13 protein-coding genes are annotated in these 14,372 nt (G+C 68.3%); 10 read left to right on the forward strand and 3 right to left on the reverse strand.

Features of this window, described 5'->3' with window-relative positions; genetic code table 11:
* Nucleotides 1-289: hypothetical protein (locus VFT73_RS05595; protein ID WP_326409191.1), on the reverse strand; the 289-nt coding region annotated here is incomplete at its 3' end.
* Between VFT73_RS05595 and VFT73_RS05600 the strand changes: the two genes are divergently transcribed.
* Nucleotides 191-442 (forward strand): thiamine phosphate synthase, encoded by a 252-nt coding sequence (locus VFT73_RS05600; protein WP_326409189.1) that lies wholly within the window; start codon nt 191-193, stop codon nt 440-442. The two genes, VFT73_RS05595 and VFT73_RS05600, sit on opposite strands and share 99 nt — an antisense overlap.
* A 248-nt stretch (nt 443-690) precedes the next feature.
* Here the strand turns inward: VFT73_RS05600 and VFT73_RS05605 are convergent, their stop codons facing one another.
* Nucleotides 691-1,407, reverse strand: coding sequence for a hypothetical protein (locus tag VFT73_RS05605; protein ID WP_326409179.1), 717 nt, complete (start codon nt 1,405-1,407; stop codon nt 691-693).
* A gap of 193 nt (nt 1,408-1,600) precedes the next feature.
* Between VFT73_RS05605 and VFT73_RS05610 the strand changes: the two genes are divergently transcribed.
* Genes VFT73_RS05610 through holA form a run of 4 tightly spaced genes read left to right on the forward strand, consistent with a single transcriptional unit; the run spans nt 1,601 to nt 6,179 of the window.
* Nucleotides 1,601-2,080: a DUF3576 domain-containing protein gene (locus VFT73_RS05610; protein ID WP_326409180.1), complete on the forward strand. Its 480-nt coding sequence runs from the start codon at nt 1,601-1,603 to the stop codon at nt 2,078-2,080.
* A 3-nt stretch (nt 2,081-2,083) separates the two neighbouring features.
* The gene (leuS, locus tag VFT73_RS05615; RefSeq protein WP_326409181.1) at nt 2,084-4,690 is read left to right on the forward strand and encodes a leucine--tRNA ligase; all 2,607 of its coding nucleotides are present in this window, start codon (nt 2,084-2,086) and stop codon (nt 4,688-4,690) included.
* On the forward strand, nt 4,687-5,172 hold the full coding sequence (gene lptE / locus VFT73_RS05620) for an LPS assembly lipoprotein LptE (RefSeq protein WP_326409182.1): 486 nt from the start codon (nt 4,687-4,689) through the stop codon (nt 5,170-5,172). The genes leuS and lptE overlap by 4 nt, the downstream gene beginning before the upstream one ends.
* On the forward strand, nt 5,169-6,179 hold the full coding sequence (gene holA / locus VFT73_RS05625) for a DNA polymerase III subunit delta (RefSeq protein ID WP_326409183.1): 1,011 nt from the start codon (nt 5,169-5,171) through the stop codon (nt 6,177-6,179). The genes lptE and holA overlap by 4 nt, the downstream gene beginning before the upstream one ends.
* Nucleotide 6,180: 1 nt before the next feature.
* On the opposite strand, the gene mutS is transcribed toward holA, so the two are convergent.
* Nucleotides 6,181-8,742 (reverse strand): DNA mismatch repair protein MutS, encoded by a 2,562-nt coding sequence (gene mutS, locus VFT73_RS05630; protein ID WP_326409190.1) that lies wholly within the window; start codon nt 8,740-8,742, stop codon nt 6,181-6,183.
* A 105-nt stretch (nt 8,743-8,847) separates the two neighbouring features.
* Between mutS and VFT73_RS05635 the strand changes: the two genes are divergently transcribed.
* The 5 genes from VFT73_RS05635 to VFT73_RS05655 all read left to right on the forward strand — a co-directional run.
* On the forward strand, nt 8,848-9,894 hold the full coding sequence (locus tag VFT73_RS05635) for a type III polyketide synthase (protein ID WP_326409184.1): 1,047 nt from the start codon (nt 8,848-8,850) through the stop codon (nt 9,892-9,894).
* Complete coding sequence (locus VFT73_RS05640; protein ID WP_326409185.1) at nt 9,891-10,574, forward strand: methyltransferase domain-containing protein; 684 nt, start codon at nt 9,891-9,893, stop codon at nt 10,572-10,574. The genes VFT73_RS05635 and VFT73_RS05640 overlap by 4 nt, the downstream gene beginning before the upstream one ends.
* The gene (locus VFT73_RS05645; protein WP_326409186.1) at nt 10,553-11,626 is read left to right on the forward strand and encodes an NAD(P)/FAD-dependent oxidoreductase; all 1,074 of its coding nucleotides are present in this window, start codon (nt 10,553-10,555) and stop codon (nt 11,624-11,626) included. The genes VFT73_RS05640 and VFT73_RS05645 overlap by 22 nt, the downstream gene beginning before the upstream one ends.
* Before the next feature lie 31 nt (nt 11,627-11,657).
* Nucleotides 11,658-12,056: a peptide-methionine (R)-S-oxide reductase MsrB gene (gene msrB / locus VFT73_RS05650; protein ID WP_326409187.1), complete on the forward strand. Its 399-nt coding sequence runs from the start codon at nt 11,658-11,660 to the stop codon at nt 12,054-12,056.
* A gap of 80 nt (nt 12,057-12,136) precedes the next feature.
* Nucleotides 12,137-14,372 (forward strand): PBP1A family penicillin-binding protein (locus VFT73_RS05655; RefSeq protein WP_326409188.1); only part of this gene is annotated, 2,236 nt, incomplete at its 3' end.

Below are 14,372 nucleotides of genomic sequence, written 5' to 3' on the forward strand. Positions count from 1 at the left end.
CGTCCGGCATTATTCGTTGCCGCTCGCCGATCGCTTGGCGATGGCAGAACGCATCCGCCGCCAGGGCCACTTCGTTGCCTTCGCGGGCACGGAAGCCGAAGCGCGGCAGGCGGACGCGCAGGCTGTCTACGGCGCCAGCCGGCGTCGCGGCAGGCTCCCGCGCCTGTACCCGGTCCACAATCGCGCCGAGATGCGAGCCGCCGAACGCGCCGGCGCCGCCCTCCTGTTCCTCTCGCCCGTCTTCCCAACCCGCTCGCATCCAGACGCGCGGGCGCTGGGTCCGCACCACTTCGCCCGCCTCGCAGGGCCCGCACGGACACCCGTCATCGCATTAGGCGGCATGACGTCAACGCGTTTCCGCCGATTGCCGAAGCTGGGCGCTGAGGGTTGGGCGGCGATAGATGCATGGATGGTTGACCCACGCAATTCTGAAACGCGTTAAAAGCCGGCCTTAGAGTCGAATGAATCCATTCCACGCAAAGCCCACGGCAAGCCCAAAATAGGCGAGCATGGAAAGCCAGAAAAACGCGGGCTTATGGCTGCGGGTTGGCCCGTTGGGCCATCCCCAAGTGACACCCGATCTAAGAGATAGCCAAATGAGATAAAGCCAGAGCGGAGCGATGAGGATGCCTAAAGCACCCATCACAACGTCGTATAGGTCGGAATCGATGCTAGCCGTCCGCACCGCAATCAGAACTTGAACGCGGTCCCGATATAGACCGCCTGGCTGTCGCGGCGGCCGTCGTCGATGATCTGCAGGCGGTCGCGGCGTTCAGTCTTGTAGCGGACGCCCGCGGTCACATCGAGGTTCTTGGTCAGCGAATAGGAGCCGCCGAGATCGAAGTTGACGCTGCGGCCGCCGGTCAGGTTCGCCGAAGCGACGTCGACGGGGCGATCCTGCCCGACCTGGAGGCGGCCGCTCCATTTCGGCGCATTATAGCTGATCCCGACGTCCAGCTTTTCGCGGCTGCCGGGCAAGGCGCCCATATCGACCCGGGCAACGTCGCCGGCGATCGCGAACCGCTTCCAGCCGATCGCCATGCCGAGATTGTACGCGACCGGCGTGATGCTGACCGAAGCAGTGCTGGCGCGGGTCGGCTCGGGTTTGCCGGCGGTCGAGACGGCGCGGACCGCAACCGTCACCGCATGGCTGCCGGCCGGGTTGGTGGAGGCCGGCGTGAAGCGGAAGCCGCTGTTGGCGAGGCCGGCGCGTCCGTAGATCGCGGCGACGCGCGGATCGGCGGCCGCCGGCGTGAACGATCCGATGCCGCCGCGGGCGCTCAGCGACACCGGGCGCTTCGACACCACGCGCGGCGAGTGGGACGAGGCGCCGATCGCAGGCACGGCAATGGCCGCAACGACGGCCGTCGCTACGCCCAAAGCCAGATATGTGCGACGCGCGCGCATTCTATCGACTCGTTTCACCCCGCTATACGAACACCCCAAGTAGCGAGTCCGCTGCGGACTCGCCACCGCCAAAGAGTCGAATCTTTCCACAGTGTTGCAGAACGCCCACACGCGCGCGCAGCGGCGGCTTGCTCCGCTTAGGCGAGCCCCTATAACGGCGCGCGATCAGCCCTGCGTGTTCCAAGGATTCCCCATGTTCCGCCCGTCCCGGTTCGTTCTGCTCGTGTCCTCCGTTCTGGCCCTGTCTGCATGCCAGGCAATCCGCGACGATCTCGCCAAGGGCCTGAACTACGGCAAGTCCCCGGACAAGACCAAGGAAGCGGACCTCGCCGCCGCCAAGGTGACCACGATCGGCGTGAATTCCTATCTGTGGCGCGCGGCGCTCGACACCGTGTCGTTCATGCCGCTGCTCCAGGCGGATTCGAACGGCGGCGTGATCGTGACCGACTGGTATGTGAACCCCAAGTCGCCGGGCGAGCGAATGAAGCTCACCGTCTCTGTGCTCGACCAGGATCTGCGCGCCGATGCGCTGAAGGTCGCCGCGTCGCGCCAGATCCAGCAGGGCGGCCAGTGGGTCGCAGCGCCGGTCGCGGCCGCGACGGTGCAGAAGCTGGAAGACATCATCCTGACCCGCGCGCGGGACCTGAGGCGCGCCGCTTCCGGCATCCGGTAAGTCATGGCCGACAGATTCAACCCCAAGGCGGCCGACGCGCGGTGGCAGCGTGTCTGGGCCGAGCAGGGGACGTTCCACGCGTCCGACGCCTCGCCGAAGCCCAAGTCCTACGTCCTCGAGATGTTCCCCTATCCGTCGGGGCGCATCCATATGGGCCATGTCCGCAACTACACGATGGGGGACGTGCTCGCCCGCTATCGGCGCATGAAGGGCATGGAAGTGCTGCACCCGATGGGGTGGGACGCGTTCGGCATGCCGGCCGAGAACGCGGCGATGGAAAAAGGCGTGCATCCGGGCAGCTGGACCCGCGCCAATATCGCGACGATGCGCGACCAGCTGAAGTCGCTGGGCTTCGCGCTCGACTGGAGCCGCGAGCTCGCAACCTGCGAGCCCGATTACTACGGCCAGGAACAGGCGCTGTTCCTCGACCTGTTCGAGGCAGGGCTGGTCTATCGCAAGGAATCGGCGGTCAACTGGGACCCGGTCGACATGACCGTGCTTGCCAACGAGCAGGTGATCGACGGCCGCGGCTGGCGATCCGGCGCACTGGTCGAGAAGCGCAAGCTCAGCCAGTGGTTCCTGAAGATCACCGACTTTGCCGAGGAGCTGCTCGACGGGCTGAAGAGCCTCGACCAATGGCCCGACAAGGTCCGGCTGATGCAGGAAAACTGGATCGGCAAGAGCCAGGGGCTGCAATTTAGATTCAAGCTGGAAGGTTTCTCGACTTCGCTCGATTTCTCGACTTCGCTCGAAACGAACGGAGTTTCCGAAGACCGTTCCCGCAGCCCGTTCGCTTCGAGCGAAGTCGAGAAGCGCGAGCACGAAACGGTCGAGGTCTTCACAACGCGGCCCGACACGATTTTCGGGTCGAGCTTCGTGGCGGTCGCAGCCGACCACCCGCTGGCGGCCAAGGTCGCGGAGACGAACCCGGCCGCGGCCGCCTTCATCGAGGAATGCCGCGCCGGCGGCACCACCGCGGCCGAGCTGGAGACGGCGGAGAAGAAGGGCTTCGATACCGGCCTGACGGCTCAGCACCCGTTCGATCCCAACTGGCAGCTCCCGGTCTACATCGCGAATTTCGTGCTGATGGATTACGGCACCGGCGCCGTGTTCGGCGTGCCGGCGCACGACCAGCGCGATCTCGATTTCGCGCGCAAATACGGGCTGACGGTGACGCGCGTCGTATCGGATGGCGAGCACACCGATCCGGTGTTCCTGGGCGATGAGGCCTATACCGGGCCGGGTCGCCTCGTGAATTCGCGCTTCCTCAATGGCATGGAGGTCGAAGAAGCGAAGCGGGCCGTGATCGCGCGCGCCGAGTCCGAGGGCTGGGGCAAGGGCACCACCGTCTGGCGGCTGCGCGACTGGGGCGTGTCTCGCCAGCGCTATTGGGGCACGCCGATCCCGATCATCCATTGCGATGCCTGCGGCGCGGTGCCGGTGCCGAAGGATCAGCTGCCCGTGGTCCTGCCCGAGGACGTCGATTTCAAGACGCCCGGCAATCCGCTCGACCGCCATCCCACCTGGAAGCATGTCGATTGCCCGAGCTGCGGCGGCAAGGCGCGGCGCGAGACCGACACGCTCGACACCTTCGTCGATTCGAGCTGGTATTTCATTCGCTTCGCCAGCCAGCCGGACGACAAGCCGTTCGATCGCGCTGTCGCGGATTCGTGGCTGCCGGTCGGCCAGTATATCGGCGGTGTCGAGCATGCGATCCTGCACCTGCTCTACGCCCGCTTCTGGACCCGCGCGCTGAACCGGCTCGGCAAGATCGACGTCAAGGAACCGTTCACCGGCCTGTTCACGCAGGGCATGGTCACGCACGAGACCTATCAGGCGCCGGACGGCCGCTGGCTGAGCCCCGACGAGGTCGAGACACGCGACGGCAAGCTGGTGACGCTCTCGGGCGAGCCGGTGACGCTCGGCCGCGTCGAAAAAATGTCGAAGTCGAAGAAGAACGTCGTCGATCCGGCGCCGATTCTCGACAGCTACGGCGCCGACGCGGTGCGCTGGTTCATGCTGTCCGACTCGCCGCCCGAGCGCGATCTCGCCTGGTCCGAAGCCGGGATCGAAGGCGCATGGCGGTTCGTGAACCGCGTCTGGCGACTCGTGCAAAGTGTCGATGAGGCCGAAGGCGCAGACGCGGCGCTCGCCGCGCGTCGCCACAAGACCGTCGCGGGCGTCGCTGCCGATATCGAGGCGCTGTCGTTCAACAAGGCGGTCGCGAAGCTCTACGAATTTGTCGGCGCGATCGAGAAGGCCAGGCCTTCGGCCGACCGCAGCGAGGCGATCCGCACGCTCGTTCGTCTTGTCGCGCCGATGATTCCGCACCTGGCGGAGGAGGCCTGGGCTGCGCTGGGCCAGCAGGGCCTGGTCGCCAACGCCCCCTGGCCGGAATTCGACGCCAAGGCGCTGGTCGAGGACGAAGTGACGATCGCGGTCCAGATCAACGGCAAGCTCCGCGACACGCTGACCGTACCCCGCGGCGAACCGCGCGAGGCACTGGAGGCGAAGGCGCTCGCCGCGCCCAACGTCGTCCGCCAGCTGAACGGCGCCGCGCCCAAAAAAGTGATTGTCGTCCCCGATCGTCTGGTAAACCTGGTGGCATGAAGCGGCTCGCGCCCCTCGCCCTGCTGCTGCTGCCGGCGTGCGGGCTGCAGCCGCTCTATTCGGGCGGGTCGAGCGGCGACGTCGCGCAGGCGCTGGCCGGCGTCGAAGTCGCGCCGATCCCGGGCCGGAACGGCTGGCTTGTCGCCAACGCCCTGAAGGACCGGATCGCCGCCGTTCCCGGCGCTTCCCCGCGCTACCGTCTGACGGTCGAGCTCGACGATAAGATCGAGGGCTTCGGCATCCGCCGCGACGACGCGATCACCCGCGAGCGCCGGACGCTCCGCGCGCGCTATCAGCTGAAGGACGCGGCCAACGGCACCGTGCTGGTGGATGCGACCGCCGGCTCGGACGCGGGCATCGACGTGGTCCAGTCCGAATATGCGACGATCGCGGCCGAGAACACCGCGATCGAGCGGCTGGCGGGCGAAGTCGCCGACCAGATCGTCGCCCGCATCGCGCTCTACGCCAAGCGAACGCAGTGAAGGCGAGCCGCGCGGAGATCGAGCGCGCGCTCGACCGGCCGAGCGACAGCGTCCGCTGCATCCTCCTCCACGGCCCGGACGAGGCCGGCTCGCGCGCGCTGGCGGACCGGCTCGCCAAGGCGATGGGCGCCGATGCCGAGCGGATCGATCTCGACGGCGCGACGCTCGCCAGGGATCCGGCGCTGCTGGCCGACGAAGCCGCCTCGACTTCGCTGTTCGGCGGCGCGCGCTGGATTCGCGTCCGCGCGAACGGGGACGAAGTAACCGAAGCGGTCGAGGCGCTGCTCTCGGCATCGCAGGCAGGAAATCCGGTCGTGGTCGTCGCCGGCGCGCTGAAGCCTGCGTCCAAGCTGCTGAAGCTCGCGCTCGCCTCGCCCGCCATGCCGGCCTTCGCCAGCTACCCGCCCGAAGGACGGGAGGCCGGGCAGATGGTCGCCGGCATGGGCGCGGCGCTGGGCCTGAGGATTGCGCCCGACATTGCGCGCCGGATCTTCGAGGCCGCGGCCGGGGATCGCGCGATCGTCGGCCAGGAACTGGAAAAGATCGCCGCCTATCTCGATGCCGCCGAGGGCAGCCCACGCGACGTGGATGCCGCAGTGCTCGACGCGATCGGCGCGGGCGAGGGCGAGTCCAGCTCGGCCACGCTCGTCGACGCGGTGCTGACCGGCGCCGTCCGCCCTGCCGTCGAAGAGCTCAAGCAGCTGAGCGAATCGGGCGAAGACGGCGTCCCGCTCGTCCGGGCGATGCTCCGGCGCCTGCTCCAGCTCTCGGCCATTCGTGCGGATGCGGACCGGACCAGCCTCAGCGAGGCCACCAAGTCCGTGTTCTTCAAGGACAGGGATGTGGTCGCGGCCGAGCTCCGCCGCTGGAGCGCGTCCGATCTCGCGATGCTGGTCGAACGCATCACCGCCGCGCAGGCCAAGCTGATGGAAAGCGGATCGGCCGGCACCGTGACCGCGTCGCAGGAGCTGCTGACGATCGCACGTGCGGCGGCGCGTTCGCGCTGATCTATTCCCGCGCGAGCGCCTTCAGCCGGTACAGGACTTCCAGCGCCTCGCGCGGCGTGAGCGCGTCGACGTCGAGCGATTCGACCTCGGCGCGGATCGCGTCGCACTCCGCCTCCTCGATCTCCGCGGTCGCAGCGAACAGCGGCAGGTCGTCCAGCCCGGCAGCGATCCCGCCGGTTTTCTCGCGACCCGATTCGAGCTTCTTCAGCACGTCGCGCGCGCGCCCGAGCACCGGCGGCGGCAGGCCTGCGAGCTTGGCGACCGCGAGGCCGTAGCTGCGGTCGGCGGCGCCGTCGGCGACTTCGTGCAGCAGCACCAGATCGCCCTTCCACTCGCGCGCGCGGACGTGATGGAGGCTCAGCGCATCGAGCGTGCCCGCGAGCCGGGTCAGCTCGTGATAGTGGGTCGCGAACAGACAGCGGCAGCGATTGAGGTCGTGCACCGCCTCGACCACGGACCACGCGATCGCGAGGCCGTCATAGGTGGAGGTTCCGCGCCCCACTTCGTCGAGAATGACCAAGCTGTGCGGCGTGGCCTGGGCCAGGATCGCCGCCGTCTCGACCATCTCGACCATGAAGGTCGAGCGACCGCGCGCCAGATTATCCGACGCGCCGACGCGGCTGAACAGCCGGTCGACCAAGCCCAGCGTCGCCGATGAAGCTGGCACATAGGAGCCGGCCTGCGCGAGCACGGCGATCAACGCGTTCTGACGCAGGAAGGTCGACTTGCCGCCCATGTTCGGGCCAGTGACGAGCCATAGGCGCGAGTCTTCGGACAGCCGGCAATCGTTGGCGACGAAGCGGGCGCCCGTCTTTGCCACGGCGGCCTCGACGACCGGGTGGCGGCCGTCTTCGATCTCAAGACAAGGATGCTCGACCAGGACCGGCCGGCACCAGCCGCCCTCGACCGCACGCTCCGCCAGCCCGGCGGCAACGTCGAGACGCGCGATGGCATCGGCGGCTGCGGCAATGGCGTCGCGCCGCGCGAGCGCCTGTTCGGTCAGGTCCTCCAGATGTGCGGCTTCGGCAGCGAGTGCATGCGCCCCGGCCTGGGTGACGCGCAGCGCCTGCTCGTGCAGCTCCGGCGCGTTGAAGCGAACCACGCCGGCGAGCGTCTGCCGGTGCGTGAAGCCCGAATCGGGCGCCATGAGCTTGTCGGCTGCGCGCGCGGGAACCTCGACATGATAGCCGAGCACGCCGTTGTGGCGGATCTTGAGAGACGGAATTCCGGTCTGTTCACGATAGCGGGTTTCCAGGGCCGCGATTGCGCGCCGACCTTCGCCGCCCAGCCCGCGCAGCTCGTCCAGCGCCGCGTCATAGCCTTCCGCGATATAGCCGCCTTGGGATGCATCGAGCGGCGGACTCGGCACCAGCGCGCGGCTGAGCAGATCGGTAAAGGCGGCATGACCTTCCAGCACGGGTAGCAGGTCGTCGAGCAGCGCCGGCGGCTGGTCGACGCGCGCGAGCCGGTCGCGCAGCTGCCGCGCCTCGATCAACCCATCGCGTAACTGAGCCAAGTCGCGCGGGCCGCCGCGCTGTGCCACCAGCCGCCCGAGCGCGCGGCCGATGTCTGGCATCGCGCGCAGGGCCGCCCGCGTCGCATGGCGCAAGCCGTCGTCGTGAAACAGCGCGACCAGATCGAGCCGCGCCTGGATGCGAGCGCGATCGGTGAGCGGCGCGCCGAGATCGGACGCCAGCAGCCGCGCACCCGCGCCGGTGACGCTGCGGTCGATACAGTCGAGCAGGCTCCCGCTCCGCCCGCCGCCCTGCGCCTGAGTCAGCTCCAGACTCTCGCGCGTGGCAGCGTCGATCAGCATGTGCTCGGCGGCCGAGCGGCGGCGCGGACGCTGGAGGAAAGGCAGCGCGCCTTTGCCGACATGCTCCAGATAAGCGACGAGCCCGCCCGCCGCGGCGACGCCGGCGCGCCCGAACTGGCCAAGGCCGTCGAGCGTCGCGACGCCGAATAGCGCGCACAGCCGCCGCTCGGCACCGATGCTGTCGAACGTCGTGCGTGGCCGCTCGATCGTGTTCCGGCCCCAGCTTTCGGGAGCGATCACTTCGGCGGCGGCGTAATGCGCGAGCTCTGCATCGAGCATGTCCGGCGCGATCTCGGCGATTTCGAAGGCGCCGGTTGAGATGTCCGCCGCGGCCAGGCCGAGCACGCCGCCGATCTCGGCCAACGCAACCAGCCAGTTCGACCGGCGCGCGTCCAGCAGCGTTTCTTCGGTCAGCGTCCCCGCCGTCACGAACCGAACGATCGCGCGCTCGACCAGCGCCTTCGAGCCGCGCGCCTTAGCTTCAGCCGGCGACTCGGTCTGTTCGGCGATGGCGACGCGGAAACCCGCCTTGATCAGCCGGGCCAGATAGCTTTCCGCGGAATGGACCGGCACGCCGCACATCGGGATCGGCGCGCCGTCATGTTCGCCCCTCGCTGTCAGCGCGATATCGAGCGCGGCCGCAGCCGCCTTGGCGTCGTCGAAGAACAGCTCGAAGAAGTCGCCCATGCGGTAGAAGAGCAGGCAATCGTCCGCTTCCGCCTTGAGGCGCAGATATTGCGCCATCATCGGCGTTGGGGCGCTGTTCATGTTGGACCGATTAGCGTTCGGGGCCCGGCTTTCCAACGGGTGCGTTATCGGTCAGAGTCCGCAATCCACAGAAAGAAGAACCGGGTGGCCCAGGCGTTCATCAATGCGATCGGGACGGCGGTGCCCGATCATGACATTCACCAGGCCTTTATCGGCTGGGCACTCGATAAGATTCCGGACCCGCGCCAGCGGAAATTGTTCGAGCGCATGGTCGGGCGCAGCGGGATCGAGCATCGCTGGTCGGTGCTGCCGCGCGCGCCCGGCGGCGGCGATCCGACCGAACCGGGCGGTTTCTATCACGGCGACACGCTGCCGAGCACTGCGCCCCGGATGCGGCTTTACGGCGAAGTCGCGCCCGCGCTGGCGTTGAAGGCGATCGGCGACCTCGACTTCGATCCGCAAGCGATCACCCATATCGTCGTCGCCAGCTGCACCGGCTTCGTCGCGCCCGGCGTCGACCAGATCATCGCGCGGCGGCTGGGCCTCAGCCCATCGGTCGAACGGCTGCTGGTCGGCTATATGGGCTGCTACGCGGCTGTCGTGGCGCTTCGGAGCGCGCGCCATATCGTGCGGTCGGACCCGCGTGCGAAGGTGCTGGTCGTCACCGTCGAGATTTGCTCGCTGCACCTGCACGAAATGCACGAAGTCGAGGCGCTGCTCGCCGGGCTGCAGTTCGGCGACGGCGCCGCGGCGGCGCTGGTGACGGCGGAGCCGGACGGGATCGAGATCGATACGCCGTTCGCGACGACCCTCCCCGAATCCGATTCGCTGATCCGCTGGGACATCACCGACGAAGGCTTCGCCATGCACCTGTCGGGCGAAGTGCCGGGCCGGATCGGCGCCGCGCTGGCCGAGCCGGAGCTGCGCGAGGCGATCGTCGATGGCGGCGTCGACCAATGGGCGGTGCACGCGGGCGGCCGCTCGATCCTCGATGCGGTCGAGAATTCGCTGCAGCTGCCGCCCGATTCGCTCGCCGATTCGCGCGCGGTGCTCAAGGATTTCGGCAACATGTCGTCGTCGACGCTGATGTTCGTGCTGGCGCGGCTGTTCGGCCGGCCGGTCGAGCGGGGCGTCGCGATCGCGTTCGGTCCCGGCCTCGCCGCCGAGGGATTCCGGTTCCGGAACGCATGAGCCTTTCGGTCCGTAGCCTCGCCGAAGAGCAGATGGATGCGGACGACCTGTCCGCCACCGAATATGCCGCCATCGTCGGCGACCTTGCCAAGGCCAATTGGTGGACGATGGCCGCGCGTCCGACGCTGTCGTTCGTCAAGCGCGCGACCGAAGACCGGCCGTTCCGGCTGCTCGATGTCGGCTTCGGTCATGGCGACATGCTGCGCACGATCGCGCGCTGGGCGGAAAAGCGCGGCCAGACCTGCGAACTGGTCGGCGTCGATCTCAATCCCCGCAGCGAGCCGGCCGCCCGTGCCGCTACACCGCCACACCTGCCGATCCGCTATGTGACCGGCGATTATGTCGAGCTGGCGGGCGAGCCCTGGGACCTGATCGTCTCCAGCCTGGTCGCGCACCATATGACGCACGACCAGCTGGTCGCCTTCCTGCGCTTCATGGACGCGACCGCGCGGATGGGCTGGCTGGTCAACGACCTGCACCGCCATGGCCTGCCGCATTTCGGCTTTCCGATCCTCGCCAGGGCGATGCGCTGGCACCGGATCGTGCGCGAGGACGGCACCCTCTCGATCGCACGCTCCTACCGCCCCGCCGAATGGCCGCCGATCCTCGCCGAGGCGGGCGTGAGCGCGCGAGTCTATCGTGCCTTTCCGTTTCGGCTGTGCGTCGAGAAACTACAATAATCCTCGGCGGCGGGCCGGCGGGCTCGGCCGCCGCGATCACCCTCGCGCGCGCCGGAGATCGTCCGCTGGTGCTGGAGCGGCAGCGCGAGACCGGCGACGCGCTCTGCGGCGGGTTCCTGAGCTGGCACAGCCTCGCCCTGCTCGACCAGCTCGGCCTGCCAAAGTTGCGCGGCGCGACTGTCGACCATGTGCGGCTGTTCGCGCGGACCGGGTCGGCCAGCGCGCGCCTGCCCCGCCCGGCGCTCGGCGTATCGCGGCGCCAGCTCGATTCGGCATTGCTCGCCCATGCCGAAGCGCTGGGCGCGCGCGTCGAGCGCGGCGTGATGGCGCGCGAGATCGACGGCCGCGAAATCCGGGCGGATGGCGAGACGTTCGCGCCCGAGCGGCTGCTGCTCGCGACCGGCAAGCACGATGTCCGCGGCGCCGCTCGGCCCAAACCGCCAGGCGATCCGGCGCTGGGACTCCGCGTGCGGCTCGGCCCCGCGCCGGCGCTGACGCGGCTGATCGAAAGCGCGATCGAGCTCCACCTGTTCGACCGCGGCTATGCCGGGCTTGTGTTGCAGGAAGACGGCAGCGCGAATCTGTGCCTCGCCGTCCGCAAGTCGCGGCTGAATGAGGAGGGCGACCCGCGCGCGTTGCTCGACGCGATCGGACGCGAAGCTCCGGCGCTCGGCGAGCGGCTTGCATGGCTCGCCGACAAAGCGGGCATCGATGCGATCGCGTCCGTCCCCTATGGGTGGCGCGCGACCGGAACGGCACCCGGCGTCTACCGTCTCGGCGACCAGGCTGGCGTCATACCGTCACTTGCCGGCGAAGGGATGGGCATCGCGTTGACCAGCGGCATGCGCGCGGGCGAGGCGGTGCTGGGCGGCCGCCCGGCCGACGAGTTCCAGCGCGACCTCGCCCGCCGCACGCTGCGGCCGATCGCTGTTGCGCGAGCGATCCTCGCCGCCGCCGAGCGCCCGGTCACCGCGCCTCTGCTGGTTCGAACGATGAAGCTTGCGCCGGGACTTGCGACCTTGGTCGCCCGCGCCACCCGCGTCGGCCATTGAAGCAGCCCCGCCGCTGGCCCACATTGCAGCCATGGACAAGCTGGACCTTCCCGAGTCCGAGTGGCGCAAGCGCCTCTCGCCCGAGCAATACCATGTGCTGCGCGAGGCCGGCACCGAGCGCGCCTTTGCCGGCGCGCTCTATGACAACAAGGCGGAAGGGACCTATCGCTGCGCGGGCTGCGGCGCCGATCTGTTCGAGAGCGGCACCAAATATGATTCGGGATCGGGCTGGCCGAGCTTCACGCACCCGTTCGCTCCCGATGCAGTCACCGAGCACGAGGATGTCAGCCATGGGATGCGGCGAGTCGAGGTGCGGTGCGCGCGCTGCGACGGCCATCTGGGTCACGTCTTCCCCGACGGTCCGGGGCCCGAGGGGCTGCGCTATTGCATCAACAGCGTGTCCCTCGATTTCGAGCCGAACAAGGGCTGAGCGCTCGCCCGGCTAAGGGGAGGCTTAAGCTGTTCATCCTTGTGACAGGCAGTCTTAGCCAGTAAACCCGTCATACCCCGATGGCTTCTCCTCCGCGCCCTTCGCGCTCCCCCCAGCCCAAATCTGCTCCGTCGAAACGGCGGCGCCTGCTTGCCCGCATCCTGAAGATCGGCGGCGCAAGTGCGCTGGTCGGGCTCGTGGCGCTGGTCGTTGCCGTCTACCTCCAGGCATCGACGCTGCCGACCTTCTCGGAACTCAAATCCTCCCCCAACGGGCAGATGATCCGCGTCCACGCGGCCGACGGATCGGTGCTGGTATCGCTCGGACCCAGCTACGGCGAATGGCTGAGTTACGACGACATTCCGACGGTGATGAAGGAAGCGATGGTCTCGGTCGAGGACAAGCGCTTCCGATCGCATCCCGGCGTCGATCCGATCGGCATTGCGCGCTCGGTCTGGGTGCGGCTGAAGCGCGGCTATTGGGCGCAGGGCGGATCGACCATCACCCAGCAGCTCGCGCGCAACGTGTTCCTGACCAACACGCGAACCTTTGCGCGCAAGGGACGCGAATGGATTCTTGCGCTGGCGATGGAGCGCAAGTTCACCAAGGACCAGATCCTCGAACTCTACCTGAACAAGGTCTATTTCGGCGGCGGCTCCTACGGCATCGACGCCGCATCGCGCCGCTTCTTCGGCCATTCGGCAAGCAACCTCAGTCTGGCCGAGGCGGCGGTGATCGCGGGGCTGGTCAAGGCGCCGTCGCGCTATTCGCCGACCGCCGACGCGGAAGCCGCGATCGGCCGCTCCGGCGTGGTGCTGAACTCGATGGTCGAAAACGGCGTGATCACCCGCGCCGAGGCCGAGAATGCGGAAAGCGCCAAAGTCAAGCTGAACGAAGACGCGAACGAGAACAGCGCGCGCTACTTCACCGATTGGGCGCTGCCGCAGCTCGAAACGCTGATCGACGAAACGGTCGAGCCGCTGGACGTGTGGACCACCCTCGATCCGGAGATGCAGAAGGCGGCGCAGGAAGCAATCCGCGCCAATGTTCCCAAGGGCGCGCAGGGCGCCCTCGTCTCCCTCGACCGCGACGGCGCCGTCCGCGCGATGATCGGCGGCAAGGACTATGTGACGTCGATCTACAACCGCGCCACCCAGGCGGTGCGCCAGCCCGGATCGTCGTTCAAGCTGTTCGTCTACCTGTCGGCGCTCGAAGCCGGCTACAAGCCGGACGACATGGTCGTCGACGAGCCGGTCACGATCGACGGCTGGAGCCCGCGCAACAGCAACGGCCGCTTCACCGGCGCGATCAACCTGCGCACCGCCTTCACCTATTCGGTCAACACGATCGCGGCGAAGATCGGACAGGATGTCGGCACGACGACGATCGCCGACATGGCGCGGCGGTTCGGCATCACCACGCCGATCAACACCCAGCCCTCGATGGTGCTCGGCACCTCCGACGTGCGGCTGCTCGACATGACGCGCGCCTATGCATCGGTCGCGTCGAAAGGCATCGCGATCGTCCCTTACGGCATCACCAAGGTGACGACGACCGGCGGCCGCGTGCTCTACAAGCATGACACCGACACGTCGCGCGTCCTGATCGCGCCCTGGGTCGCCGCCGAGATGACCGACCTGATGCAGAGCGCGGTTTCGGCCGGCACCGGCCGCGCCGCACAGATCGGCCGTCCCGTCGCCGGCAAGACCGGCACCACCAGCAGCAACAAGGACGGCTGGTTCCTGGGCTTCTCGTCCGGTCTCACCACCGGCGTCTGGATGGGCCGCGACGATGCGCGGCCGGTGTCCGGACTGCAGGGCGGCCGAGCCCCCGCCCGGGCATTTGCGGCCTTCATGAGCAAGGCGGTTGCCGATCGACCGGTCGAGCCGTTCGAAACCGAAGTGAAGCTGCCTCAATGGCAGCTCGAACCCGACGCCGAAGCCTATTACGGGGACAGCGACCAGACCGCGCTGCCTCCGGAGCAGCAGCTTTACGACGAGCAGGGCAATCCGATTCCGCCCGACGTGCGGCCCTATGACGATCAAGGCATTCCGCCCGAACAGGCGAGCCAGGGCGGCCAGGAGCGGCTGGACGACGCGTTCCTGGATCGTGCGCTGGGCCGTGACCGCACGCCACCGCCGCCCCGTGACCCGCGCGACACGCGCGCCTATCCGGATCAGCGGACTCCCCGCTATTCGCAGGATCCGCGCGATCCACGTTACGCGCGCGATCCCCGCGACCCGCGTGCGTATCCGCCGCTGCCGTCGCCAAGCCAGGTACGTGAACGCGTGCGCAGTCAGCCGCCGCCCGATCAGG

Origin of the sequence: Sphingomonas sp. (assembly GCF_035758555.1) — a bacterium.
Classification (GTDB): domain Bacteria; phylum Pseudomonadota; class Alphaproteobacteria; order Sphingomonadales; family Sphingomonadaceae; genus Sphingomonas_B.